Annotated in this window: 18 protein-coding genes; 2 read left to right on the top strand and 16 right to left on the bottom strand. The window is 52.3% G+C overall.

The window, feature by feature from the left end:
- Positions 1-513: 513 nt before the first annotated feature.
- Positions 514-1,548, bottom strand: a complete 1,035-nt coding sequence (locus SH302x_RS04940; protein ID WP_479367617.1) for a site-specific integrase — start codon at positions 1,546-1,548, stop codon at positions 514-516.
- A 358-nt stretch (positions 1,549-1,906) separates the two neighbouring features.
- On the opposite strand from SH302x_RS04940, the gene SH302x_RS04935 reads away from it, so the two are divergent.
- Positions 1,907-3,370, top strand: coding sequence for a carboxypeptidase-like regulatory domain-containing protein (locus SH302x_RS04935; protein WP_479367616.1), 1,464 nt, complete (start codon positions 1,907-1,909; stop codon positions 3,368-3,370).
- Between the two features lie 407 nt (positions 3,371-3,777).
- On the opposite strand, the gene SH302x_RS04930 is transcribed toward SH302x_RS04935, so the two are convergent.
- The 13 genes from SH302x_RS04930 to SH302x_RS04870 all read right to left on the bottom strand — a co-directional run bounded on the left by SH302x_RS04930 (position 3,778) and on the right by SH302x_RS04870 (position 23,124).
- On the bottom strand, positions 3,778-5,589 hold the full coding sequence (locus tag SH302x_RS04930) for a hypothetical protein (RefSeq protein WP_479367615.1): 1,812 nt from the start codon (positions 5,587-5,589) through the stop codon (positions 3,778-3,780).
- Positions 5,590-6,171: 582 nt separating this feature from the next.
- Positions 6,172-7,023, bottom strand: coding sequence for an aKG-HExxH-type peptide beta-hydroxylase (locus tag SH302x_RS04925; protein WP_479367614.1), 852 nt, complete (start codon positions 7,021-7,023; stop codon positions 6,172-6,174).
- Positions 7,020-8,594 carry a class I SAM-dependent methyltransferase gene (locus tag SH302x_RS04920; protein WP_479367613.1) on the bottom strand — a complete coding sequence of 525 codons (1,575 nt, stop codon included), beginning with the start codon at positions 8,592-8,594 and terminating at the stop codon, positions 7,020-7,022. Before SH302x_RS04920 ends, SH302x_RS04925 begins: the two co-directional genes overlap by 4 nt.
- Positions 8,591-9,790 carry a radical SAM protein gene (locus tag SH302x_RS04915; RefSeq protein ID WP_479367612.1) on the bottom strand — a complete coding sequence of 400 codons (1,200 nt, stop codon included), beginning with the start codon at positions 9,788-9,790 and terminating at the stop codon, positions 8,591-8,593. The genes SH302x_RS04920 and SH302x_RS04915 overlap by 4 nt, the downstream gene beginning before the upstream one ends.
- A 22-nt stretch (positions 9,791-9,812) precedes the next feature.
- Complete coding sequence (locus SH302x_RS04910) at positions 9,813-14,237, bottom strand: peptidoglycan-binding domain-containing protein (protein ID WP_479367611.1); 4,425 nt, start codon at positions 14,235-14,237, stop codon at positions 9,813-9,815.
- Positions 14,238-14,815: 578 nt separating this feature from the next.
- Positions 14,816-16,951 carry a hypothetical protein gene (locus SH302x_RS04905; RefSeq protein ID WP_479367610.1) on the bottom strand — a complete coding sequence of 712 codons (2,136 nt, stop codon included), beginning with the start codon at positions 16,949-16,951 and terminating at the stop codon, positions 14,816-14,818.
- The gene (locus SH302x_RS04900) at positions 16,948-17,445 is read right to left on the bottom strand and encodes a hypothetical protein (RefSeq protein WP_479367609.1); all 498 of its coding nucleotides are present in this window, start codon (positions 17,443-17,445) and stop codon (positions 16,948-16,950) included. Before SH302x_RS04900 ends, SH302x_RS04905 begins: the two co-directional genes overlap by 4 nt.
- Positions 17,438-18,364, bottom strand: coding sequence for a hypothetical protein (locus tag SH302x_RS04895; RefSeq protein ID WP_479367608.1), 927 nt, complete (start codon positions 18,362-18,364; stop codon positions 17,438-17,440). Before SH302x_RS04895 ends, SH302x_RS04900 begins: the two co-directional genes overlap by 8 nt.
- Positions 18,365-18,500: 136 nt before the next feature.
- Positions 18,501-19,334 carry an AbiJ-NTD4 domain-containing protein gene (locus SH302x_RS04890; RefSeq protein ID WP_479367607.1) on the bottom strand — a complete coding sequence of 278 codons (834 nt, stop codon included), beginning with the start codon at positions 19,332-19,334 and terminating at the stop codon, positions 18,501-18,503.
- A 619-nt stretch (positions 19,335-19,953) separates the two neighbouring features.
- Positions 19,954-21,144: a catalase family protein gene (locus SH302x_RS04885; protein ID WP_479367606.1), complete on the bottom strand. Its 1,191-nt coding sequence runs from the start codon at positions 21,142-21,144 to the stop codon at positions 19,954-19,956.
- 126 nt (positions 21,145-21,270) lie between these two features.
- Positions 21,271-21,762, bottom strand: coding sequence for a hypothetical protein (locus SH302x_RS04880; protein ID WP_479367605.1), 492 nt, complete (start codon positions 21,760-21,762; stop codon positions 21,271-21,273).
- Between the two features lie 440 nt (positions 21,763-22,202).
- On the bottom strand, positions 22,203-22,502 hold the full coding sequence (locus tag SH302x_RS04875; protein WP_479367604.1) for a ribbon-helix-helix domain-containing protein: 300 nt from the start codon (positions 22,500-22,502) through the stop codon (positions 22,203-22,205).
- The gene (locus SH302x_RS04870; protein WP_479367603.1) at positions 22,495-23,124 is read right to left on the bottom strand and encodes an AAA family ATPase; all 630 of its coding nucleotides are present in this window, start codon (positions 23,122-23,124) and stop codon (positions 22,495-22,497) included. Before SH302x_RS04870 ends, SH302x_RS04875 begins: the two co-directional genes overlap by 8 nt.
- 576 nt (positions 23,125-23,700) lie before the next feature.
- On the opposite strand from SH302x_RS04870, the gene SH302x_RS04865 reads away from it, so the two are divergent.
- The gene (locus SH302x_RS04865; RefSeq protein WP_479367602.1) at positions 23,701-24,651 is read left to right on the top strand and encodes a DUF3102 domain-containing protein; all 951 of its coding nucleotides are present in this window, start codon (positions 23,701-23,703) and stop codon (positions 24,649-24,651) included.
- Between the two features lie 216 nt (positions 24,652-24,867).
- On the opposite strand, the gene SH302x_RS04860 is transcribed toward SH302x_RS04865, so the two are convergent.
- Both SH302x_RS04860 and SH302x_RS04855 read right to left on the bottom strand, forming a co-directional pair.
- Entirely contained in the window at positions 24,868-25,341 is a 474-nt protein-coding gene (locus SH302x_RS04860) for a hypothetical protein (RefSeq protein ID WP_479367601.1), read from the bottom strand.
- Between the two features lie 56 nt (positions 25,342-25,397).
- Positions 25,398-25,757 carry a hypothetical protein gene (locus SH302x_RS04855; RefSeq protein WP_479367600.1) on the bottom strand — a complete coding sequence of 120 codons (360 nt, stop codon included), beginning with the start codon at positions 25,755-25,757 and terminating at the stop codon, positions 25,398-25,400.
- Positions 25,758-26,026 lie beyond the last annotated feature (269 nt).

Below are 26,026 nucleotides of genomic sequence, written 5' to 3'. Positions count from 1 at the left end.
GGGATAGGGTGGTCTATTCCCCAAGCCGCTATCGGACAGAATCAGGGGACTCATAGAGGCTAAATCGAGATACATTAAAAAATATTTCGGGTATTTCTGCGTTGTCGCCCTTCGTACAAACGCGTCGTTCTAGGGTCTGTGTGTCCCGCAAGGTTCTGCACTTTTTAAAGCGGCACGCCCCGGCTGTGAAGGTCGGTTTTGCAGCTCCCCGAAACGAGTGAGGCGAGAGCCGTTCCTGAAGCCAGGCTTCGAGTATACGACGTTTGACCATGCGGCTCAAGTCGCCTGCGGTTAAACCATTTTTAGTGAGGAATTTCGTTCGTCGGATGGTTGGGCGGAACAGCGGCGAAACTTGTCGGAGTAGTGCATGCCGCCGGATTGAAGGTACAGGCTTGACCAGGAGTGCTCTTTTGAACGAAAAATGACAGATTGCGCCATATTAGCTCGCCACTCAGGACGAACCGTCCGTGCCCGTTCTTGGGCATGTGATCGAGGGTTGGCAACTACAAGTTATTAGAATCGCCGCCGGCAACAGGGACATTGTCCTTCAAAGCCCTGTGCAAGTGACTTGAAGGCAGAAGGCTGCGGCAAACTGAGAATTGCGCGGAACGCCAGTGGCGCACGATGGGCATAGTGTCGGTACGTGATACCACCTGCCGAGTGTCCAAGTATTTCAATCGAGGATTCAGGCATGTGCTCGTCATAGTAGGTCGCACAAGTCTTACGAAGGTCCTTCAACACCCATTCTTGTTCTGCCCCCGATTCGATATCTCGTTTTGTCGAAACTCTAGCCAACTTACAAAGCTCCCAAAAACGACTATTGGGACGAGTGCCGCCGCCATGAAAGACATGCGAGTCTGGGTCGACAACAGCGGGGCACAGGCTTTTCAAGTGAAGCCGTACAGTGCGATTCATTGGACGCCAAAACGATTTTTGCGTTTTCACGCGTCGGTAGTATAACCACCCCCAAGGCGACGACTCTTTCATCTCTCGGTCTGGCGACTGTCGCCCCCACGAAGCGTGACGCCAAAGTATCGGTTCATGGAATGGCAATGTCTTCCACACTGTCCCTGTATCAACACCGTAGTTGAAGAAGATGACTAATGCAGCTCGCCAATATCTCCCGACATGTAGTGCTTCGTTCCAACCTCGCGGCTGTTTGAGTTGGTGTGTTGCGAAGTAAAGCGCGTTGAGTTCTGCTTTCGTCAGGTAGTGCTTTCCAGCAACGTCGCGCTGTGGTTTGAGCCTGGGGAACTGTGGTAGAGCTTGCAAGACATCCTGTTCCCAGGCCCAAGATAATACTGCTCGCAAATGAGAGCGCACTTTGTTAGTTGTTCGCCCTGGATTGCTACCATCACGCGTTGCCGCGTCCTCATGAACCCAATCGAGAAATGCACGAAGTTCTTTTTTGCCAATGGCTTCGAGCGGGACGGCGCCGTTCCAACGCGACCACTTTCTAATTGTCGTAGCGTATTCTTCGCGGGTACGTTGAGCAGGGCTGCCTGATCGAAGGTAGTCACTAATAACTGATTCTAAAGTGGTCGGCATTGAAATTTTCCAGTGCCGCCGGCGCTAGGTTGTTTGAAGGATCCGTCTCACCGGCTACACGTTAATGCGTCCTGCCAATGATTGAAGTGATGTCCGTCGCTCAGCCAGTTTCCTGAGCGACACTCTTTAGGATAATTGTCGTGCCGTAACAATGAACCGTAAAAATCGATCAGGACAGCAGCGGTCACGCGCTCATGAGGGTCGAAACGCATCAAGGACAGCTACACTCGGAAAACAATTTGATACGACACGCTGGTTCGGTACAATGCGTCTAAATTGCTGAGTTTTGTATTGATACTTCGAATTACGCTAGTAACCGATGACGCTTCTACCCATGGTTGCCATAAGGGAAAGTGCGATGTACTTGTTTTTTTTCGCGCGCTACTTATTGGCGGTTGTTCTATGCGGCTTTGTTGCAGCACAATCTTGCTACGCAGACAACTTCTTAGAAGGCCGCGTGATCGACGAGAAAGGTCGCCCGATAGAAGGGGCTACCGTTCAAATTCTCGACTGCATTGGCACTTGCTTTAGTGGCGCAACGCGGCTTTCTGATGCGGACGGACGTTACGTTTTTGAGACGAAGACGTTTCAAAATTTTCCATCTCTTTCTGTCTCTATGCCAGGACGCTACCACAAGTCAACCGATTGGAAGGGACCCAAGCTGCACGAAGCTGACACGGACATTTCACGTCGCGCAGATTTTGTATTGGATACTCCAGCCGCTGCAACAATTAAGATCAAAAGCGAGACGCCCTCTGGTTGGTCACAGAAAGTGCTGCTACGCGCCGGTCGGGATGCCACCCTACATCGCTATGATCAAACAGGAGAATACGTTCAAGGATGGGACGAGTGGCGCTTCGACATCGTCCCGCGATCCGAGTCCTACCATGTTGTAGTTGTTCGACAACCAGACATCAAACCGAGCGATGATCGAAAAATACGTCCAGAAGGCGAAAGAGAAAGTCGACTCCAAAGCATAGAAGTTGTTTCCCACGCGATAAATTTCGTCGCCCCGCAAAGATACAAGCTTCAACTGGAAGTACTGGAGTCCCCGGAGTCAGAAACACCCTACTTCATTGTGATTTCGGTCAAAGACGCAACCTCGAAGGACCGTACAACGGAACTGCTGATACCCAGCCCGATCTTCGGTTTACCTGTTGACGAAGAAACTCAGAAACGAGCAATAGGTCTTTTGGATCGAGTTGCCCAAGCCGCAATGCCTTGGAATGCGCGTCCGCCGAAGTCAATTGCCTATCAATACGATGCAATCAACGCAAAGGGTGAGGTAACGCACGTGCTTATCGATGGGGATTCCCCATCGGGCCCCGCTTGGTCTGATATTGCACGTCTACGTGGATTTGCCTGGATGCCACCAATACGTTGGCTGTTCTCTGAACCAGAGAATGTGCGGTTCTATAAAGTCGAGATTTTTGAAGACCGTGCAGAGCTTGCGTACCGCCTTAAAACAGATCGTGGTTTTAGCATCGGACTTGGCGTTGGTCCCAAATGGAACGGCTTTTTTACTCAAAGATTTTCTACTGGAAGCATCCTGATCGATCCGAGGACCGCTACGGTGCTTGAGCACAAATTTTCGTTAGGCCCGGTCGGTAAACAATGCATCGAAACTTTCGGGGATTATGTCGCAATTGAGGAAGGATATGCACCGACAAGCCTGCGGATTCAGTCAGAAAGCTTCGATTCTATTTTGAAGTTTCGAGTTCATGGCGATCGATTATGGATGTTGAACGAGGCGAAGCGTGGAACTTCAGGGGATTCGTTGATGCGCATCGAAAATGTTGTCGTGAATACTTCGCAGCCCTGAAGGCACTCTAAAATGGCGATCTTTTCTCTGAACCGATGCACAGACACGTCTACTAGCACCTTTCTCGTAGCTTATAGGGTGTTGAAGCGAACATAGCTTGTCATCGATTGCTCAAGAGCTCTTGCGAAAACCGCTTTCAAAGAGCAACGAGCAGTATACAGCCCCCTAGGTCACGCCCTCCTTTTGCCCGAAACGCCGGTTCGAGAATTCGTACGATGCTTACGGAAATGTCTTTGTCGAGTTGATAACGCAACTGTGGTTGGAATCACCGCGAGCAGATTCGACGGAGCTTTGGAACCGCCGGATTGTACAACTTCAGTGGATTTAGTCCCATTTAGGCTCGCCTCGGCCGCTATGGAAATCCGGTTGCGGTGGAGTTGACTTAGCTTCGTTGACGTGGCTAACGGCTATTTGGATTGTTTCAGCCGTAGCACAAGTGTGTCCTGCTTGTCATGGGGAAGGAATCGCCAGCCGTTGGGGTACGAGAAACCAGTCTCAATATCTGATTCACTTAATACGCCCTTTAGTCCATTGGTATCCCAAACCTGAAACCCAGCCTCACGACGGCCAACAATTGTAAACATGTGCCATCGTCCGGCCCGAGATCCATTTTCGCGACACAGTTCCATCGATAGTATTACGACACCACCATCAATCAACCAACTGGTTACCTGTTCTGCGCGCAGCGATGATTCTGGTTGTTCGTGAGTGTGATGGAAAAACTCGATTTCGTTCTCAACTCGAGTTCGCGCTGCTGTAGCTACGCCAAAGTCAGAGGTACGCCCGCCAGCGCTCTTATGAGCAGCCAGTAGCTCATTCGACTCCCAAACGGTACGATTCAGCAGATGATTACATGCGCTGGAAATAGCGGCGTAGACACAATGAGGAAGACTTCCTTGCAACACCTCAGGGTACGGCAACCAATCCGTTTTCCGTTCATACCAAGGCAAGTCATTTGTGGCTTGATGCGACGGTTTATTATCAGCTGGAAGTTCCGCGTCATCTACCCTCAAACCGAAAGTGATTGGATTCTTATTTAGCATTCCCGCTGTCGCGTGGTTCGGAGGAGTCTTGGAAAAAGCTCGAACGCGGAATTTGGATGGGGGAAAGTTTGCAACGCAAGGAACGGATTTTGCGTGTTCAAGAAGCACTTCAATCTTAGCTCTTAGCTTTTCTCCAGACGAAACAACGAGTTCTGAATCGTCGACCAATACTACTTTCAAGGAGAGCTTTTCAGCAGGCCTTGAAATCAGATACGCAATGGGTGCTGCGAGAGCAGGAAGAATGAATTCCCCGGAATCATCAAGCTCAAGCTTGAGACCGCCGTTTATATTAGGCGGCTGGCGTGGATACAGATCGACAGCCAATTCTTCTTCCATACCTTCAACGGGATCATGTTTTAAAGTTTCTCCAAATCCACTTTGGAGTGAAGCCATAATTCCTTGATCCTTAAGAGATAGTTGAACGGTTGCGATTTTTGCTGGGCGTTCGCTACGACCAATGATTTTTACAAGCAAATAAGGACAACCGACACTGACTTCACCGAAGGAGACAGTGACTATCGCTTCAACCTTGACTTCTTTCTTTCTGCCTGACTCCACATCGGGACTATATTTGTTGACGATCGTATTTGCTACTTGGCCGCCTGTCACTGTACCAGCCTGACATATGCTCGAGTGGTTGCCAGCAGTAGCTTCAAACCTTGCTACGAAAGCTTCGCAGTCCTCGCTATCAATCGCAACGGGCGATTTGCTGCGCTCATGATTTTTCTTCCATTCCGTGAGTGTTACTGTCGGATACTCTTCTGGATAGTCATCAATGACCTTGTGATGAATGTTGCAAAGCAAAATCAAGTTCTCGAAACTATGGCGGTATGCATTGTTCTGAGAAGGTTCATATCGTGCCGCCTTGGGTTTTTCACCACATATGTGGCAGACTTCGCCAACTATTGCGCCTGTTTCCTTATCTACTAAGCGTGTGCTGCACGCGGGAAAGGCGCATGTATTTTCGGAAAGTGCAAACAGGCGTTTTACTGTTGGTCGCGAAGGTGACTTCGGCCCTTCCTCACTTGCCATCTTTTTTCCTTTAATTCTGAATTCTTCCAATTGACCGAGCCGAACACCCAGCGTCGATTTTCCAGCAAGAGGTCGCCAAATCAAGTCACGTGGAAAGCGACGTGTTGTTGAAAGCCGTTGCGGACGAATATTGTAGCACGACAATGCTCTTCCTGGGTTTGTGGTTCCGTTTCGTTGTCGTGTTATCAATTTAGTTTAAGCAAGACCATTGCGGACTAATTCCAGCTTTGATGCATTGGTCACGTTCGTGGCACTCGCGGGTTTGTGCAGCGTCATTTCTAATCGGTAATGAGGCTACGTTTCTCGACTTACCGTGGCTAGGCAAGAGCGCTGGAGGAAAATCTTGGAATCGGATCCTTTGGAGTACACACACCGATGCGAGTCTTGGGTCGAGATCGGACGGCGGGTGCATCGACCGACCTCTGCAAGGAATTGCCGCGAGTAGGGTCGGTTAATTCACGGTCATGTAGGTCGAAGCTGCCAAAATCGCTGCCGTAGACGCCTGTAGGTAACCTTCGGCGTGTCGGTATTTGCGACCAATAACGAACCGACATTTTGCTGTACCTGTCCAGCGTAATGACACGCCCTCCTGTGTAACCTGGCGATCGTCAAACTGACATCTCGGCGCGCAGTTTAGCAATCGCATAACTCCAACGAACCAAGCGGAATTCTAGTAACTTTTCTGAGAATTGATGAGTGGGTCCAAACAGGACGATCCGAATCGAATCAACTAGGCGAAATTGGGTGCTGGAAAGGCTCGGGGGTAACTTCGAATTCGCCTAGCCAATGGTCGCACTGATTGAGGATATCGTCGGTCCAAGAGTATAGGCCTTCAAGGAAGTGTTCTCCTTCGCTGTCTGGCTGAGCATGTCGCTGGAGAACGTTACGGCCGAATTCGATCTTTGGGGCGATGATAGCCAACGAATGCTGCACGATGGCATCGTCGCGATCGCGGTTCAATGCAGCCTCCAGAATCCGCAAATCAAGCTGAAGAATATAGGTATACGAATACTGCGCGTGCAGAACGGCCGAGATCGGGCGAAGGCAATCGTAGCGGATTGGACTGGGTAGTAGTTCGGCTGGATCGTTTAGCAGTAGTCGATTGGCCGACTCAAAGTCGACTCCCAACGTGCGGAGCTTGTGATGTCCCATTTCATGCACGATTCCTTCGGCGCAACCAACATGATGGTCGACCGTTACCGCGATCGATCCGAAGCCTTCGGTTCCGGGGCCGCAGATGGAACCGATAACCATGTCACCGTTGCTGTCATTCATTTGAAAGAGTGTAATGCGATGCAACAGCTGCTGGCATTGCGCCGCGGCTTCGGGCCACAGCCGCAATAACGACTCGGCCGTGGCTACATTGGCGTGACTAGGCTGGGCTGGATGGCATATATTGGGAAATAATAGGTCTGGGTCGGCCTGCAACGAGATCGCTCCGTTCAGAAATGTGGGTGCCGGGATCGTAGTTGGACGACAGTATCCCTGCTCTGCCGCCAGTGCCAAAGTAACCTGTGTGTCGTAACCGTCCGCTTGGGGGCGTGCCATTCGCACCCAGTCTATTGGAGTCTGATTCATGGCGTCTCTTTTCTTTGCCTTACATTCAATTTCGTTAGGTCCGCCAGTCGAACGTTTGCCGCCAGTGTGCCTTCAATCAGCGGCAGCTCGACCTTCGCTGCCATTGTTTCGACGGAGCCGTTGGTGGCGATGTAGTCGTCGTAGGCATACAGAATTAGATGCTGTACCTTCCTGCGAATTCGGGCTAGCAGGCCCTGGGCCGATTCGCGGGACGCTTCGGTCAATCTTCCCACCATCAAGACCACCAAATAGATCGACTCGAACCGTTCCAGCAATTCGGTCTCGAACATGTCGCCTTTTACGAAGTGGCATTGTGACGCCGAGTTGTTTAACAACTGGGCATGAGCAATTTTGTCTGCATCGAGGTCGATCCCGCCTGGTTGCAAGAGCGGGTTAAGCTGTGCAATCTTACGAACCAACGCACCATTGCCGCAGCCAATGTCAAACACGAGATTGGTTTCGCGCGGTAAGGTTCCACGCGAGACTATCTCCTTTGCCACATCGACAATCGGTACATGAGCACGATCCATTGAATAGCGGGACGCAAACCCGTTGTCCGCACAGTACCACGGAGCAAACCTAAGTGGGTCATCGCTTCCTGGTTCGATTGGGTTTTGCAATCCAAGCTGGAAGCTCCTGCTTTCTGTGATGGGCAAATGATTGCCGCGGTTGTAGGGGAAGACGAGGCCTGTCCCGGCTTCCCGCGGGATGCCGTCCTGATGTCCTAGATAGCGAACGGTGTACTTTGCTGGAGTCGCATCCGTGCGCGTCACGATCTTCACCACAGGGGAGCGGACCTCAGCAATGCCGTGGAGGGCACTCCACTCGACCGGCCATGCCAGCATGTCGCGCAACCAGTTAACCGCATCGGTAAACCCAGCCTCTTCCGCAAGTTTCAGGTGCCGCTGGGCAAGCGCGATCGAGGGTTCGCAGTCGAACGCACACGGAAGATGGAACACAGCGCGAACGCCAAGCCAACGCAGTTGCATGCCGCAGAGCGACGTCTTGCCGACCACGATGCTGTGCGAATTCTCGTGGCATGCAGAAGACGTTGCGGCGGCCATTGGCCAAGTCGTATCAACCATCCCGGCGTCGACCCAAGTACGCTGAAAGAATTCGTTGCAGCAGTCTGGATACGCCAGCAAACGCCCGATGGTCCGTTGGTCGTTGTCGCGAAAAGCATTTTCCATCTGCGACAGAAACGGCTCTGTCCCCAGCGCGCACCAGTAGGCCGTCGGGGTTTCGCCACGGCACGGTTCGAGCGTCGACGAATAACTGGAAGACATCCGAATAGGTTGAAGGGCGACAAGGCCGACGCCGCGTCCGTCGAGCATGGCGCGGGTCTCGTCCAGTTGATCGACTGTTAGGCTGCGTAATGCACACTTTCGATCGCCCTCAGCGATTGCTTCGGTTTCGACTGCTAACAGCATGTCAGTTACGCGCTGAATGCGCTGCTCCCAGACGGTACGAGCTTCGTCGCTGACCCATGCGAAGCGTGTGAAGTCGTGCAAACGAAACGGCAAGAGTTCGGGAAAATGAGCGCAAGCGGGGAGGGGTTCCTGGCGGCTCATGCGTCGGCCACCTCCAGTTTGGCTTGCTGCTTAGCGTATACTTCGTGCATTTGCTTCAACATGTTGGCCAATGAAGGATTCGATCCATCGGCCCACGCTCCCAGCATATTCTCTTCTAGGTAGTTGAGGTTCGGATTCTGCGAGATCGGCTGGTACCCATCCGCCATCAAGGCTTCTTCGACATGCTCGAACAATTGCATCCAGACTTCGCAGTGCTCAGTACGGTTTCGCCAGTCACCCCCGATCGCAGTACCGGGACACTGCCCTTTGCACATCAAAAAGAAACGGCATCCCTGGCATCCACCATGTTCGTAAGGCGTGTGATACAGCGCAATGTAACGCTCATATCCACGTTGATCCGCTTTGGCGTAGTCAATGCCGTCTTTGTTGGTACGCCCGCAGTTACTGCGTTGGCCGAAACCCTCGATGCCACGAACGGCGTCGGTGGTGAGTGGGTCACACCCTTTCCAGATACAGGTCGCCAAATCATCTTGAGCAAAAAGCATGGACTTGACGTCTGTGAAGACATCGAGAGTCATTCGTGTAAGCGACTTTTCAAGTTCCGCGAACTGAAGCAAGGCGTTGGCGTTTTCCACGGCCGAAAGAGCGTACTTGTTGCGGACCGGGTCGTGCTCTACTTCGAGAATGTGAAGGCGTGCTGAAACCACACCGATCCGGTCCAGGTGGATCACCCAGTCTTTCAAGATCGGTAGCTTCTCGGCGGTCGCATTGCAGCGATGGAGCGTGACGATGACGCTCGGGCCGAGCCCTTCCCGGCAAAGCTGTTCAATCACCTCTTCGACTCGCCCAGTCCGCCCGCGCGTCTTTTCGAGCGTGCCTGCCCAGCGCACATCGTTTAGCGGACCTGGCCCATCGATCGAGATTCCTACATGCACCTTGTATTTGTGAAACATGCGAATGTGGTTGTCGTTGATCAGCGTGGCGTTGGTTTGAATGCCATTGCGCCCGAACTTTTCAAGGCCCCATGCCCACAGGTCTTCTAAGTCACGTTCGGCCATCATTAGGGGCTCTCCACCGAACAGAATAAAGTCCCCTCCTTCCGCAACGATGGCCTTTTTAATCTTGTCTAAGTCGTACCTCGCTGTCACGTTGCCGGCGTCACGCTGTGGATTCTGGTAGCAGTATTGGCAGGCGATGTTACAACTTACGCCAAGCGGTCTCACTTCAATTCCCATTGGAGTCCTTCTGTGTAAGCGGCTATGGAGCATCGACATGCGTGGAAGCATCACCGTGCGCGTCTAGGTGGCCGCGGCCAGGTTCATCGTTGTGCGCGTCAAGATGGCCTCTGCCAGCTTCGTCGTTATGTGCGTCGAGATGTCCGCGATGGGCTTGATCGTTGTGGGCATCAAGGTGCCCTTGGCCGCGTGTATCGGTGTGGATGTCGCCATGGCCTACATGCGGTGTATCTGTGTGCGTGTCGAGATGCGGCCCGGGCACGTCCTGATGTGATTTGACAAAACGAGTGTCGACGTGGTTGGAAAGGCCCGGTCCTCGTCCGTCGGTATGCACGCGGACGCCAGGAATGAGTGGCGTATCCGTATGTTGTCGCACAGGTGGAATCGCGCGGGTATCGGTATGCTGGTCCACGTGCGGGATGACTCGCGTGTCGGTGTGCTGATCGATGTGCGGAACCAACGGCGTGTCGGTATGTTGCCGAATCGGTGGAATGACTGGCGAGTCGGCGTGAGTGTCGGTGTGAATCGTTTCGTCGAGATGTGGAATGCTAGGAAACACTTCGCGCATGATCCGTCCCACTTCCGCCGCTGGGATTCCGATCCGCTCTAGGGCCTCGCGCACGTTCGCGGCGGGATCACCCAGATCTCGCAGGACGGTGGCGATCCGCTCGGGTGCCTCGCCGATTCCCTTGAGGGCCTGTCCGACTTCGACGCTCGATTTGAGCAGCACTGTCTTTAAGTGACGGCCTATGAACTCGGCATCTTTACCAAATCGTTCCTTCAGCTCCTTGGCGACATCTTCGACTTCGCGGATGCCCTTGGCGGCGATTGCCTGGACCCACTTGGCCGGATCTTCCAGTACGGACTTGAAAACATCTTGGGCCCGATCGATCACCATTTGCCGAATCTTCGGTGGGATTTCTTCCAGCGAATCGATCTCGGCCGTGATCCTCAGCCGAGGGATCTTCAGAACGTTCCCGACAAAAACAAAGCTACCAGTCGCGTTGAGTTCAAAGACGGCGTTTTCCATCTTCACTGTCAGCGCACCAGTGAAGCCCGCGTCGAGGACGATTTTGCCGAGATCGGTGTTGATGCTTGCGGAAAGGCCGAACTCGAAACTGCCGTTGGCGTGAAATTTGCTTGCCGATCCAAACTTGAGATCCAGGGCGTAACGCCCGACGCCAAGGTTGCGTTCGAGGTGAAGCTGGAAGCCAGAGCGGTCGACCGAGGCCTCGATTGTTTCCGACAGACCCAAAAGGGACAACTGACCGCTCAATTGCAGCATCGGTGAACCGGTGGTGTCGAGCAGCATTGATGGCGGGCCATCGCCAGCCGCGTTCGAGATGCGGAGGACTCGGCCAAGTTCGACTTTCTCTTTCAGTGCCCCACTGGCGAAGACGCCATTATTGGGGCGAATGCGCACGTTGACGAGCAATTCCATCCCCAGAATGCCAAGCGTTCCGCGGACCGACAGCCCCGCCTCGAAAAAGACATTGCCGATCGTCACACCGAGCGGGTTCGAGACGATCTGTAGGCTAAAGTCTTCAATGCTCAGATCGAGCGCCGCTGGCAGCGTGAGCCCGACCAAATCTTTTACAACGTCGGACAGGGCTAACTTGCCTTGCAATTCGCCGACGATAGCGCTCGGTGCGTTACCGACAAACTGGGCTGCCACCAGGATAATTCGGCCTGCTACCTCGACTTCGCCCAAGATTCCATAGGCCGGGTTCGGGGCGGTTTGGATATCAAGTATCAACTGTCGGATGGTTAGCCCCGAGATGCCCAGCGGGTCGACCCACGGTTCGGCCGTTTGCAATGAGAACTTCTGCGTGGCATCGCTGATGCCAGCCGCGACGCGAAATCGAGGAAGTTCCGAGCCGCCAATCACAACAATTGCGTCACTACGAAGGAAGACGGATAGAGGTCTGGGGGTCAGCGCAACCTCCACATTTTCAATCGTCAACACCGATGGGATCAACGACCTTTGCCCCTGAAGCGATGCGATTATCTCCGCTGAGGCGAGGTCGTTCAACGCGGCAAGGCTCAGCGGCAGTTCTGTGAAACCAATCAGGTCGGCGACGAAACCGAGCCCTCCTCCTTCCAGAACCAGCGTTGCTTCTAATGCAACCCCTTCGCGCACACGTCCGGCCAAGTGGATTTCGCCTATCGCGGGAATCTCGAACTCGGGCTCGCTGAACGATGCAATGATGACCCGCGGTGTTTTCACCTTGAAGATGTTCAAGGGCGAGAGAACCGGGGAAAGATCCGAAAACTTCCAGTCGGTCGGCGGAATTGCGGCAACCAAGACTTCCCATTTACCTTGTATCTCGGCAACAATAAGCGCTAACCTACCGAAACGATCAATGGTCGTTTCGACATAACACCTAGGTGATTCGCCACCAAACACAAGTAGGAACTGCGAAGTTTCGAATCGCAGGTTTGGAATCCCTGCAGGAATCGAAAGTACTGGACCAACTATATCGCCGACGAAATCGAGCAGATCGAATGGGGGCAGCGTGCCTGCGATGGTGAATTCGCCGGGAATCGTCCCTTGCACGTTGACCGTTTGACCGCCAAGTTTCATACTTGCGGCGATTCGGCCTGAAACATTACCTTCAATTTTTTCTACGACGAAAAGAATATTGGATAGTTCTGGTCCGTCGATTCCCAGCGGTATGCTGAAGGTCCCCGCTGCAGCTGCGGACAGTGTGAATGCGCCGGAATCGAAATCAGCCAACAGGTTGAGATCGGTAATGGGCAGGTCAGGAAGGTTGGAAACGACGCCACCAATCAGGTCGAGAATTAACTGCTCACTGGAAAGCAGAGCCTCCGTCGTTGGAACAATCGAGAACGCACTATCTTTGCCGACTTTTGCATCGATACGAAATGGGACGTTTGAAACAACTAACAAACCCGAGAAGTGGGTAAAAAGGTCCGGAGTGGCTTCGGCCAGCTTCGTGATTTCGATCGTCAGCTTCGGCTGGCGAACCTTTAATAGGCCAGCCAGCTTCGTATCGCCTGTGTCGGCTATTTCGAGCACTGCCTTCTTCTTAGCTGCGAAAACGCTGATCGTCACTGTCTTAATCCGCAGGTCGGCCAAAGCGTTGGGAATCGAAACTCTTCCGCCGACGAATCGCTGGACGATAGCGGATGCCAAAGGAGTCTGGGCGGGAACTCGCCCGGCAACGTTCACAACTAATCCGTCGTCATCGACGAAGGTGACCTCGGTTGGAATCGCCGTGTTGTTGAGCATTGGAGCCACACCGCGCACCGTGATTCGGTCAGGCTCGGTACTGACCGTAGCATTCTGCAGTGTGAGTGCCGGCGTTCCCAGCGCCTTGGCAAGCATGCCAGACGTTTCGGCGTCCCCCAGAATCCCTTCATCCAGTTTCAGTTGATTGGAAGCGCCAACCTCTGGGGCGAGCTTCTGATAAATCCAATCCAGAATTCCTGTGAAAGGCGACGTATGCCAATCCGACGTGGGATGAAATAGAGTCGGTTTGAAATCGTCCCAGTCGATCCGCTGGCTAATCCGATCATCGATCCGAACCTCGGCCTGACCTGCATGTTCGTTGACAAAGGCGGCGAACTTTTGCTGGAAGCTAATCCACAATTTGTCAGCACCCTCGAACACGAGGCCCCCAGACCATAGGCCTGAGGTTGCGTTAGCCGTCAAGTCCAAAACCCCAGTGAGTCGATCTGCAGCACGGACGAAGTAAACAATTTCACTATCGACTTCCATATATCCGAACTCGCGGTTTCCGCTAACCGGATGACCTCGATCATCGTGAGTCCAGATAGTCGAGAAGATCCACGACTTCGAAGTGAATTCAGTTAGTGCGACCGAACCATCGTCTATATTGATCGGAGGAGGGGAAAAGATTCGAAATTTACCGATTGCAGATCGCGGGTCAATTCCTTCGATAAGAGGCTTGTCGATTGCGGGATCATACGGTTCAAAAGTCGCAACGGAGTGGTCGAGGAAGTCGTTAAACCCAACGCGGAACAAATTTAGTAGTTCCATCGCCGTGACTTGCGTCCCACTGACGGTTGGCAACTTTGAAACTCGTACAGGGTAGAAGTCGATATTCAGGTCGTCGTAAGCCGACTCGATTCGATGGAAGTGCCAACCGAGCCCCCGATCCACAACTTTTTGTTGGAGTTCTTTCGGCGGACGAAAGCTAGTCAACCGAGGCCACGCGTCAAGGGCGCTTTGCAGCAATCGTTGATCGAAACCAAGTTTCGTCAATGTTCCCGGATCTACGACGCCCGTCTCGCCAAGCCCTGTTGCCAACTGAAAGCTCTTGACGACCGATTCGGTTTGCGAGCCGAAGATCCCATCGACGCCTATGTTGTAGCCGCGCTCTTTTAGTCGTTGCTGGACCACTGCCACAGCAATTTCACGCTTAGTTCCGCTCGGATCACGCGTAAGTATGATGTCTGCCATTGCTGCATATCCTGTTCGGTGACCTTGTGACGCAACTCCGCAAGACAGTTTATCTTATCACCACGCACAAAGAATTTGTACTACCAGGGTGTCGCCTCACACAGAATTCTCTAAGCGTCGGTTCCAATCGCAGCCAGCACGAAGAAATTGTCGCTCGCTACTGCGTCGGTTTCGACCGTTCCCAGACCGAGAGAGTGAAAAGCGTGGGCAAAGTGTTTGGGCAGGACGCCTCTTGGCGGACTTTGAAACGCCGCAATAGTAACACAGGACGAACCGTCCGATGCATGCCTGGGTTTGCTCGAAGGACACGCCCTCCTAAGCAACATAGCTAGACTATGTGGTCCGACTTATCCGATCACGATGGCAATTGGCACGACTAAACGTCAGAACATGAGGGGGGACGGACCGACGATTCCAGACGACACGATGGGCCGCTCCGGTGTCGGCCACCGGAGCATGAGATTGAGTCAATAAATCTAGTAGCTACGTCAAGGAAAGTTCCCGGTGTTCTTATCGTTTCCAGTTTCCGAGAAGCTTTTGAAGGTCGAATAGTTTCGTTTTAAATGTTAGGCCTGCCTTTACGGCTCTCCCGAGCCTTCGGATGACTCGCTCGGCTGCTGTGGAGGCAACTGTTTGATAACCCGTCCCTCAATGGGCACTAGCGAATGCGGAAGCCCCGAGAGATGGCCCTGCAGGCGTTCGAGATTCTCACTGGTGAAGAAAATTACCTGCTGTGAGAATGTATGTGAGGTGGACGCTCTGCGCAGAAGCTCGACGAAGCTTACATCGCGCGTACTTTGCTGCCGTGGCTCATCAAAAAGAAGGAATCCAGGATGGTTCGTACCTCCAGTACGTCCAAGTTCGAGCATGCCGTTAAGATAAGCCCATATCGTTCGGATTAAATCGCTGGCGGAGATGCTGTTTTGCAGTTGTGTCGTGTTCGGGGATGCGGCAGCGCCTGGTGGGGATGCCGAATCTGTACGAGTGACATCGGCTTGAATGTCGAAGCCATCATGCTCGGGCCGGTAACTGTCTTCTGACACATTCACCTGCGAAGGCGGGAAGCTTCGAAAGCCAAATTGAATGAGTTGCTCACGAATTAAGTCTGTCCAAGCGCGGAGTCTTTGCCGATCCTGTTTCGTTGTGTCCTCTCGTGGCAACCCTTCGATTTCCTGCAAGCATCGTTTCCAATGCGTTGAAAGGTCGGCAAAGGAGCCGATCACTCTATTAAACTGTGCCAGATACAGGTCATCTCGTTTGATGGCGTTCTCTAGTTCCATACGGTTGCGAATTGCTGCGACCGATGGGAGTCTCGCATCGGAAACGAGTGTTTGCCGTAGGCTTCGAACGCGATCTCGCAACGAAGATAATTCTTGGTTCAGAGATCGAACCTGAGTGGCCCTTGCGTCGGCTACTCGTTTTGAGTTCTGCAACACCAGTTCGAATGTTCGCTTCTGTTCCGTAAGGAACTCGATATTTTCGTCAAGCGACATGACAATCTGGTCGCTGTCGAGTGGTAACAGGCTGTCCTGAACGGCCTGATGGCAGATTGGGCAGTGGCCTGCGTCTAGTTCAGAACCCTGCCTTGACCCTAGACCCTGCAACGTCTTTACGTCTTTGTGGCGCTGAATATCTTCAGCAATGGTCGCGAGCCTGTGTTCCACCCGCTTTACTTCCTCTTGCTCTGTCTCAAGAATGTGAAGCAATCGGGAGAGTAGCGTTTGCTTATCGCGGGTTTCCCGCTCAGTCGCGTCTAATTCGGCCTGCGCCGCCACAGCGATCTCCTGAACACGGGGAGTCTCCTGTTCAACGAGTTGGGCAAGCTCGCCCGTTCTGGCTTCGAGCTTGTGTGTCAGTGGAATCCAACTCTCACCTGAAGGCACTACGATTTGTGGCGGTACCTGCGGAGGCCACGAAGCAACTGGCTGTCGAGGTAATGATTGAACGGTGCCAGCTGCTGACTCGGCTATATCCGAGACTTGCGCGACCTTCGCTTTCCATTCAGTTTCAATGCGAGACTTCTCCAGTTGCAACTCTTGTCGTTTCAATGCGACTCGATGAGCATCAAGATTAAGCAGGAACTCGACAACGCGCTTCTGGGCATCTCTGATTCGGAAATGAGTCGGGATGGGAGGCTGCAATGAAGACCAGCCACGTGTCTGCTCGACGACAACGTATGGAAAAATGCATTGTAGATAAAGGGGCCGTTCCGAGCCGTCGAATGACTGAACGGCCGGCAATGTCCAACCAAGAAAATCTGCCAGGAAATGATGGAATCCAAGCACACGCGTGGCGCTTCCCTGCAAATTTACGAAATAGTCTCGGGATGTCGCGACACAATCCGGTTGTGTCAACACAGGACCAGAATGCACCGTAATCAGATTCTTGTCTCGCTGCCCTTTAATTGTTCTCTGAGTAACGATTCGCTGGCCGGAGGCATTTTCGATCTCCAGAAAAACTTCCGATTCCAGAACGAGGTGCTCCCCGCTGTCTGAGTCGAGTCGGGACTTCACCGCCGGTGGAAGCGGCAAGTCAGTTCGGCTAAAAGTAAGCATTGCCTCCATGCCGAGTGCAATGAGCATCGACCGCACGCAAGTTGACTTGCCCATCGAGTTATCTGCCCAAACAACCACTAGACCATCTGCAAAATCAATGCTGGCTCCGTACGGCCCATTGGGCGTCTGGATGTGGATTTGAAGCTTTCGGAACTTCATGCGTCTTCCCTCCATCCAAACATCCGTTTTACAAGGTCTTCACTGACGCGAGTGCGAAGAGCTGCCATCACAGTTTGCTCAGTGACAAATGCTGACTGATCTTGTTCAAGCTCCTCAGCCAACCGCAGTCCGATATCGGTGAGCTCGATTCTTCCGCCTCCGTAGCGTCGAATCAGTCCCTCGCCGATTCCATAGTCAACGGCTTGAAGCAGAAACGGCTCAAACCGAATCACGAGAGAGTCCGGCGACAATGTGCCAGCGGCAGCGGCCAGCAACTGCGATCGGCCTTCTGGGGAAACAAATCCCCAACTAAGCACATGAAGTCGCGTGAGACTCGTTCTTCGCTGCTGACAGCACTTCTTAAGAAGAAGCACAATCAATCCAATTCGCCATGCCGGGCGTAGATCTGCCGGAAGAGATACAGGTCGTTGGCGAAAAACGAATGGAACGCGAAGTTCCGGAATATCGATTGGAGTTTGGGCTTCGTCAGGCATTGGCCACCTCCGGAAAATCAAGTGGACAGCGAAGGAGCCAGTCTGCCACGGCCTCATATGCCAGCGATTCTGAAGAGAACCGATGGAGTTCACGGACCTCTAGCTCCAGGGCTTCGCGGAGGTCGTTGACTGACCGCATCAGATGTTCCTGCGGCGGTAGACCACTGACAATTCCGGTTACGAGAAATGATTCCCGGTGCGACTTGGCTGATTTCACTTTCGCAAAAGTGTCCGGATACGCTCGAAGTCCGTCCAGAATGTCCTGCCCCCTTAGATACCAGTCAAGAACCTGAGAATGAAACTTCGACCGAGCCTCGTCATTCGTAAGCGTCGGTAATCGAAGGAGCTTGTCGGCAAGAACTTGGGAGGGACCTTCGTTCTCCACGTTCCATTCCGCGATTTGCTGAGGCGTCGGTGATTCTGCGGAAACGCGAAGTTGCCGCTGGGCGGCGTTGAGGAGCTGACTCTCGGCGACCGAAAAATCGGATTGTTGACATACGCACACCTGGAAGGTGTCTGCCACGTATGGAAGCGCTGCCGACTTCACTTCATCAGTTTTCCTGGATGCATGTGCGACCATATCTTTGCTATCGCAGTGCGGTACGAAGAGCGCCCATCGAGTAATCTGTACTGTTCCAAAGATCCGCGTCAGGGTCGACCTGTTGTTGATGAATTTCCCGATGTCCATTGTCATCTTGTTCCGCTGCTTTTCGTAGCGGTCGGCGGTAGTGATTGGTTCCTCGCAGCCATAGGCCTGATAAGCATGCCCGTTCCCTCGAGTAAAGCCTTCTAGTCCGGCATCCCCACGATCATGGTCGGGAACTTGCTGATACTCCGTCGGTCCATAATGAACGGAAAGAATCTTGTTGGCCCAATTTTGCCATTCCTCACCGCACAACCTCGGGATATGTGTTCCCATTACTCAACCTCCCTGTGTGTACGGTCGAATGCGATCTGTAGATTTAGACTGCGGCGTATTGCATCACGACCTCGGAAAATCAGATGACCACCGTGTACGGGCAGCAAGCTGGTGCATTTTTCAAACTTGACTGAAGTCATTTGTCCCCCGCCCCAGTCTTGTGGATCAAATAATTGACCAGCGTGGCTGAGATGCCGACGACGAGCATTGCCTCTTCGCGAGTTGGGTCGTTTCCTTCTCTTCCGTGCCGAGCATTCTCTGAAGCGTAACCCCACAGTTTCTCAACCGCGTTGTCCACAGGCATAGGGAATAAAGTAGGATGTATCTGCATCAGCTTTCCAAACGTTGGCTTCGGATCGTTGCTGACATCTCTCGCGACGCACTCAAGTGCCGCCATTGCGTGTTGAATCGCTCCCGAGGTGTCGGGTGCGGGCCGTCGTGAAACGTCGCGGATTGCTTCCTGAAGTTCACAAAGTGCCGTCGGTTTGTTCGCCTCTTCAAGTGCCCCCTCTGCCGCTTTCAGATATGCTTCGTAACTGTCCTCCCCGCGTGCCGTAACAACGCAGGCCTCAAGTTTCCATCCGATTCCAGACTCTGCCAACAACACATTGACTTCGTCCTCAAAAACATCTTTGGCCATTACGTACTTGCCTTTCTTGGAAATGCGCTTTTGAACGAGGTCATCTCCGATCAGTTCGAGGATGTCGTACACGCGATACCATTCGCAACGAAAGATTAGGGATTGCACTTCATCCCAAATGTTTGGGTACTCACTCCAATTGCTCGCGTCGGGTTGCTTTCTGAGTGCACGGCAAATGATGTCTCTAAGGCGGCTAGGCGATAGACCACAATCTTCATTTGCTACTTGGAGGATTGCGTAACGGAAGTCCTGAGGTGCATCCTCCCAAATGGAGATCGGCGGAATTTGATCTTTGTATCCATATCTACTTGAAAACGAACCACTTGGCATTTTCTCAAACCTTTCCTACTTTCTGCGATCCACAGGTCGAAAGTCTCGCAAATTTTCACGGTGATGGGAGCGTGGTAATCTTTGAGCGTCTTGTCAGTGGCTTAGTGAATAGCAGACCTCGCGCAGAATTCCACTACATCAAAGATAAAAATCAACACAGATTGTGAAATCACTTTCATCCCCTCTCGAATCTGGCTCATCGATTGTTTGGAAATCTCAAACTCAAAGTCAAACCGGAGTTTATGTAAATTTTTAATCGACAGTGCATGTTAGCCAAAGTGCGTTGTGTGTGCTTGCGAAAGCATACGAGAAACGCCCGAGAATTTGATAATTTTCAAACCTCAAGACTCGCAAACTTGGTACAAGGCTCCCTACTTGACTCTCGCCAGCTTCCACTCCGGAGAGTTTCAGTAGCCGAAGCCGGAGCAATCTTGAGTTGAGCCAGCCGTCTAGCATGCCCCGCGTTCGTACACCAGGACGAACCGTCCGGTGCACTTTCTTGTAATTGGAAATGATAAGCACGCCCTCACGTGTAGGCTCCCCCATCCTCCTCCAGAATTTTGGAATACCGACAGACGCTTGAGGGGTAACGAAGTCGCTACAGGACGATCGGCAGGCCTCACTGACCAACCGGCAACGCCCCCGGTTCCTTCGGCAGGTTGCGGATCATCGCAGATTCCAAATAAACGGATTTTCGCAGCCGATTGATAGAACCCAGAGGTTGGTGCTCCTTGAGGCAATGCCATGGCGTAAACACGAGAGACTCGCATGCAGCCTCGTCGAGCAGCGTCTTACTCAGCTCTAGGTCTGCGAACTCTTTCCACGAGTCGTCCCATTCGCGACACGCGTTTTCAATTTGAGTTGCCGTGTCGGTGATCTGTTCCCTCGAGCGAACTTGTACTTCGAAAACAAAGCGAACGGAATCCCCTGCCTTCAATCGCCTCACCAGCCCTTCATGCAAATAGTTGGGGCTTTCGATGTCAGGTTGTTTTCCTGCCGCGTCTTCGCCGACTGGTCTCACCCGAAACCGCATCACATGTCCGGAACCAAGCAAAAATGGCGCAGCTCCGAAGTAGCTGTTTTCGACTGGATTGGTTGGAGGTGTCTGGTATGGTTGAGGCGTTCCCGTAGAGCGGATTTTCGCGGCAATCGCTCCACTTTCCTGGGCTCTCATCTTTTCCTCATCAGTAGTCCCAGGTGCACTCCGTGCCTGGAAGAACACACCAGGTCCTTTGTCATCGCCGTGCTCCGCAATGAGTTTGCTGCCCAACGCATAGTCTTCGACGTTGGCGAATACGAACACTGGCGAATTGATCATGACAAAGTCCTGGGTTAGTGCCCCGTGAAGTGGAAGCAGGGCCTCACCGCTTACACGTAGCACCTTAATCGCCATACCACGACTTCCATGCATTCGCACTCCCGCTGCGACTTCAACTGAATCGTTCCGAACTCGCGAGTCCGCGTTCGAGAAGCGTACTATGGCATCGTACGATTTTGGGTTGGCAAATACTCCCACACGATATGGAGCGTCAATGTCATTGCGAACGGTGAATTTCGCTGCAACGCATCCGTGACTTTTTGCATGTTGATTTCGTAGAGCCTTTTGACTCTCCCCATACCGCTTGGCCATTTGTTCGCCCGTTGCGACGACAATCTGCCGAATAAGCTCCTCCTCACCAGGGGCAACCTTTTCGAAATCAGTAATCTGTATGTCCGTCTTGAGGAGGAATGAGCGTTCATTAGGGGGGTCTACAGCTTTTGCTACCGCTCCTCCTAGAACCAAGCTAGCGACCAAAGCTCGTACGAACATTTTGCGACTCCTCGTATGGACTGTGTGAGACTTCAGGAAGGAAACGTGTCCGCAGCCAATTGCGATTTGGAACCGAATTCTGTTTATCATCGCAGCTTACATCAGGCTCAGGCACTGCCGCCCATTCTAGCCGATATGGGGTGTCTTTGCTGATTCAAAGTGTGGGTCTGCAAGCCACTTTTTTCGACACACGCTCTTGTGATTGCTGCCAACCCTCATCGTCCACAGCTGTGACGCCTTCTTCCTGATGCCAAAGCCATTGGAGTATCTTGCAGTCCGATTCTGTATGAGCACCATGTCGTCCCAAAACTTCGACTTGAATAGTTCAGGTTTGCGAACCCCAAATCGACGAGTCTGATCTCGCAGAAATTCCTGCTTGTCGGCAGAAAACTCAATTCCGTCGGCAATTCCGAACAGTTTCGATTTGAGTTCCGCAGGGGCGTCACCCTGCCGGTTGCCCACTTGCAGAAACTGCTGAGGTGCTTCAATGCTCTGAACCTCGGTGATGAGTGGGAAGATTGGAAGATCATCAGGCGACTCATTGCGTGCTCCGCTTGAGTTGTCCATCAAAACCTTCCATTCCAATTCTGTCTCTAACGCTTTCATCTCGTCTGGCATCTCCAATGCTCAGTCGGTATGCGGTAACGATTTCAAAGGTTGTCACCGTCCGATAGCAATTTGGCATATATAGCAGCCAAGCACTGCGATCATTTTGACTGCACAGGTCGGTCGACTTCCTCCCCAATCGCGGCTGCCTTTCGTGCCCCAGAAATCGTACTTGCGGGCGAAGTCGTCCATAGTTAGAAAAGGACATCGTGAGGCCTCCGTGTCAGAAATGGGTGTGTGATAACTCCATTTAGGCATGAGAGGCCTTTTTTCCCTATATCAATTCAAAGAAACGACTTACGTAGAATTACGTGCCATTCGACGAACCGTCCTGTGTTCGAGTCCAACCGAATGCTTTCAAGCGCTAAGACGCTTTCGTCTAGTACTCTGCAACAATTGAAGGCTTGACCAGGTTGTGCCGAGCGGCAGTGAAACCCAAAACGTGATTCGACCTATTCCTCCAGTAGCTCTTTAATTGAAGGCAATCCACGATTGGCGAAAAGCAGATTTAGGGCTTCTATACACAGATCATGCATTTTCTTCTCTTCCTCGAAAGCCAGCATCCGGAGTTGTCGGTGCACAGGATGCTTTAAGTACAATGCCTGCTGCTTAACATGCGGACGCGCTCCAGCGGGCTTGGCGCTGCCCTCTTTTTTTTCTGGCGGCAATGGTATTGATACCGATTCAACCGTCATGGAAAGCGGTTTGCTGCTGGGAAGCACGGCGTCGAGGGACGTACGTTTCTTAGACATTCTCAAGCTTCTTCATTCTGCGAGTGATCCATTCCCAGAGCTGCTTGATCTCAGCGGCCGCTTTGGAATGATGTTCATATTCGATGACTCCCTGCCCGATGCCCTGCGCGTCTTGGAACGCCGTTCGTGAGGTAATGGAAACGTGAGCAACTGGTCCGAGCATTCCGAGCCCTACCTGGGCCTCACGAATTCGTGGGCCACGAGGTGGCGACTGGGTTAAGACAAACGCAAAAGGTTTCCGAAGCCTTTCAATAGTTGCAATCGTTGGCGGGATGGCCTTCATGTCTGCAGGAGACGGTCGACAAGGAACCAAGCAAAAATCCGCATGCTTAACTGCGACAGCAGTGGCTGGTTCATCTCGTCCAGCAGTGTCCAGAATCACAATTTGAATCCCCGACTCGTGGGCACGCTTAAGTACATCTGGCAATTGATTGGCCGTCGCCGTGATCAAAGCGGGCTCTTCTTCCTGGCGATCTTGATACCAGGTTTCCGAAGTATGCTGCGGGTCTAGATCGATCAATAGAACGCGAAATTTGGAGCGGTAAGCTGCGACAGCCAAGTTGATGGCAAGCGTCGACTTTCCTGCGCCACCCTTTTGAGATACCAAAGCAATCGTCTTCACCGTCACCTCCGTTGCAACATGGTGTACCCGTTAGCGGACAGGCTGGCATACGGGTATTCTTGTAAACCCTGAAACGGTTCCACAATTAGCCCAGTGTGTCCAACTCCCCGTGTAACATCTGATAGGTATGTCAAGATATCCGTAGGTTGTTAGACCAAGCCACACGCCTGCCAAGCAGTGTGTGTGTCCGTGTCCCTGGGTACAAGGTTACCCGTATAACAGTTTTCAACTTCGGTCAAATCCTTTCGTCCGACAACCTTGCCAAAAATCGATCAAGCGTGATCGAGGAGACGTCTGATAAAAATTAGCCCTTCTGAAAACACCCCTCTTCAACCCCTAAGTCGGGCAACTAACTTACGAAATCTTCTCATCGCTTCTCTGACTGCTGGGGATTTCTACTTTCATCGACCGAGGGCAAATCCGTCGAATCCGACGGATTTGAGATTACGGCTGGCGTTCCACGCAAGCAACATTGGCTCGTGATTTTATTCTTTAGCCAGTGATGATTTAATTCGTCCATGGTGTACCCGTTTACGGGCATACCATAGGTGCCTACCGTCTTCGGAGAGAAAGCCAATGTCAGAGAACAATGCGACAGAAACGACTTCAGGCCGGGAACTTGCCCAAGAAAAACACTTGGCAACCCTCGCGGAAACGATCCGCCAAGAGATCGTCAAAGTAGATGACTACGCCAGGAGGACAGTGAAGCATGCTCTGTATGCTGGTAAGCTCCTGTGTGAAGCAAAACACAAGGTAGGCCACGGGCAATGGCTCAACTGGTTTCAAGGTCAAGGATTCGCCTTTAGCGAGGTAACCGCTCAGCGGTACATGCGACTTTTTCGCCAATGGCCAGAGTTGCAAGAGCGACTCGTGGAACTTGGAAAACCGTCGAGCTTGACGGATTTGAGCTTAGATAGTGCCTTGCAACTGCTCTCGAACTCCAACAAGCTTAAATCAACGGACGCGAAGAAAGCGGAGCGGAATGATTCGACCGCTGACGCAAACGGGACTATGGGAACTGCCCAAGAACTCATTCCTCAATGCTCGGTACATTTCGTAGAAGGAACACCTACTCCTCTGGCCTTCCTCAACGCTGCAAAAGCTGTGTTCCGTTGCATCGAGATGCCGCAGGGTTCGAAGTTTGATACAAATCCAAACAATCAACTACTCGTGGAGGCTTCAGCGGAATCCTCTGGACAATGGTCGGGCAGAGTCTTTGTAAACCCGCCCCGAACCACAGAGTCGTTGCAGGCAGTATCCCAAGAGCTTTACTTGGCCTTTATCAAAGGAGCCGTAGTGGAAGCAATTCTGCTTGTGCCAACAACGGTCGATGCCGCTTGGTATCGTCGCTTCCGCGAACATGCCCGAGTCCATTTGGTCAAACCAGATGATGAAACCGGAGTGCACTGGGTCGAATCTCTGACCGCATTCTATTTGGGTTGTCGACAAGAACTCTTTTTCGAAGTGTTCCAATCGATTGGCGATGGCTATGTACCCTATCGAACGTACACTGCCACAACTCGATGATTTAGAGTTCCCACATGATTGCAAGGTATCCTGTCAAACCCGTATACATGGACAACCGTACACGCGTATGGCAGCGAACCTCCATTTCGCGTACTAGATCTTGCGGCACGGAGCACGTGCCTTCGCAAGCCAAGGGCGATTGATTCGCAGCAGAGCTTGCCGATGGCAACACTTTGCTGCGTGCCACCCGCTCGGCAATGGAAACGTACTTATTGCCTAGGCAATTGGGTGGGTGCTAACGTGCTGTTTGAGCGATGATTGTTGGTTCAGATGATTGAGTGCCAGGATGAGCAAGCGAGTGCAGCGATAGGTTTCATCTTTTTGGCTTCCGTATTCGGTATGCACAATCTCCTTTGTCGTATCGTCGATAATGAGATGACACGGATGCAGAATATCCGATTCGAATTGGTAAACGAAAGGACCTGGGAAGTCCTGACGAAACTCCTTGATGAGCTTACGGCTGAATAGCTTGTCAGCTTTGTAGCCGTAAAGATACGCATTGAGGGCGATTGTTAATAGCTTGGCGTCATCATGGGCGGCGTCGCGTGCTTCCCAGTAACGGGTTCGAGCGACGACTTTGCCGCTGCCGTAGCCGATAATCTCAAACGTATTGTCAACGCCGTCGGTGCTTTCAGCAATGTAGAATGGACCGCCGGCAGAATAGGTTGGGAATTGAAGGATTGTTGCCATGATCGTTTACTCCTGGTGATGGCAGCCAGTCCGGAGACCGGCTGCCGTGATTGGGGTTAAGCTACTTCTTCTGTGTCGAATGGAGCCTCAGAGTCACTATTAACTTCAGTGGTGTCTTCTGAACCATTTTCAACCGGTTGCTCAGATTCTGCGAAGCTTGTTGGCGGCACGCTGTTTAAGAAGTTCCAAACACCTTGCAATGCTTCCTGCACGAATGGGATATGCTCGTGATCCAGGTACAGGCTCATACGGTTCCATTTGCCGTCACGTTTGTAAGAGCGTTGGAGGTTGACGCTTCGGTAGGTGCGACCATCGCGGACATTTTCGAAAACGGCGGCACTGATGCCATTGGGTAGTTGCTTGCGAAACTTGGGTAGTTTTGGCGTAGCGGTAGAAGTGTTTGAATTGTCAGTCATAAAAGAAACCTTTCGTTGTTTGTTACATCAGTCCACAAAACATCGTGTCCTGATGACGAGCCAAGAAACTCAGCTCAGTCGGGAGCGTAGCGAGGTTGCAAGTGCTAAATTGGGGGAGACCTTTAGGGGGAACCGATTTAGCACTTGCAAGCCCCGACGCTGAGTTTAAGCCGTCGATCAGCCTGGACACGATTTGCTGGACAGATAGAAGTTAACGTAGAAGGTGCATTGACTGAGCTCTTCAGGCAGTTCGGTTAAGACAAAATTAA

The sequence above is a fragment of the Njordella calcicola genome (assembly GCF_056494125.1).
This window is presented reverse-complemented; position numbering and strand designations above follow the sequence as displayed.

Bases quoted from the DNA above. Each gene is read 5' to 3' on its own strand.
- SH302x_RS04940 (WP_479367617.1), bottom strand. From the start codon at position 1,548: ATGCCGACCACTTTAGAATCAGTTATTAGTGACTACCTTCGATCAGGC.
- SH302x_RS04935 (WP_479367616.1), top strand. From the start codon at position 1,907: ATGTACTTGTTTTTTTTCGCGCGCTACTTATTGGCGGTTGTTCTATGC.
- SH302x_RS04925 (WP_479367614.1), bottom strand. From the start codon at position 7,023: ATGAATCAGACTCCAATAGACTGGGTGCGAATGGCACGCCCCCAAGCG.
- SH302x_RS04920 (WP_479367613.1), bottom strand. From the start codon at position 8,594: ATGAGCCGCCAGGAACCCCTCCCCGCTTGCGCTCATTTTCCCGAACTC.
- SH302x_RS04915 (WP_479367612.1), bottom strand. From the start codon at position 9,790: ATGGGAATTGAAGTGAGACCGCTTGGCGTAAGTTGTAACATCGCCTGC.
- SH302x_RS04910 (WP_479367611.1), bottom strand. From the start codon at position 14,237: ATGGCAGACATCATACTTACGCGTGATCCGAGCGGAACTAAGCGTGAA.
- SH302x_RS04905 (WP_479367610.1), bottom strand. From the start codon at position 16,951: ATGAAGTTCCGAAAGCTTCAAATCCACATCCAGACGCCCAATGGGCCG.
- SH302x_RS04900 (WP_479367609.1), bottom strand. From the start codon at position 17,445: ATGCCTGACGAAGCCCAAACTCCAATCGATATTCCGGAACTTCGCGTT.
- SH302x_RS04895 (WP_479367608.1), bottom strand. From the start codon at position 18,364: ATGGGAACACATATCCCGAGGTTGTGCGGTGAGGAATGGCAAAATTGG.
- SH302x_RS04890 (WP_479367607.1), bottom strand. From the start codon at position 19,334: ATGCCAAGTGGTTCGTTTTCAAGTAGATATGGATACAAAGATCAAATT.
- SH302x_RS04885 (WP_479367606.1), bottom strand. From the start codon at position 21,144: ATGTTCGTACGAGCTTTGGTCGCTAGCTTGGTTCTAGGAGGAGCGGTA.
- SH302x_RS04880 (WP_479367605.1), bottom strand. From the start codon at position 21,762: ATGCCAGACGAGATGAAAGCGTTAGAGACAGAATTGGAATGGAAGGTT.
- SH302x_RS04875 (WP_479367604.1), bottom strand. From the start codon at position 22,502: ATGTCTAAGAAACGTACGTCCCTCGACGCCGTGCTTCCCAGCAGCAAA.
- SH302x_RS04865 (WP_479367602.1), top strand. From the start codon at position 23,701: ATGTCAGAGAACAATGCGACAGAAACGACTTCAGGCCGGGAACTTGCC.
- SH302x_RS04860 (WP_479367601.1), bottom strand. From the start codon at position 25,341: ATGGCAACAATCCTTCAATTCCCAACCTATTCTGCCGGCGGTCCATTC.
- SH302x_RS04855 (WP_479367600.1), bottom strand. From the start codon at position 25,757: ATGACTGACAATTCAAACACTTCTACCGCTACGCCAAAACTACCCAAG.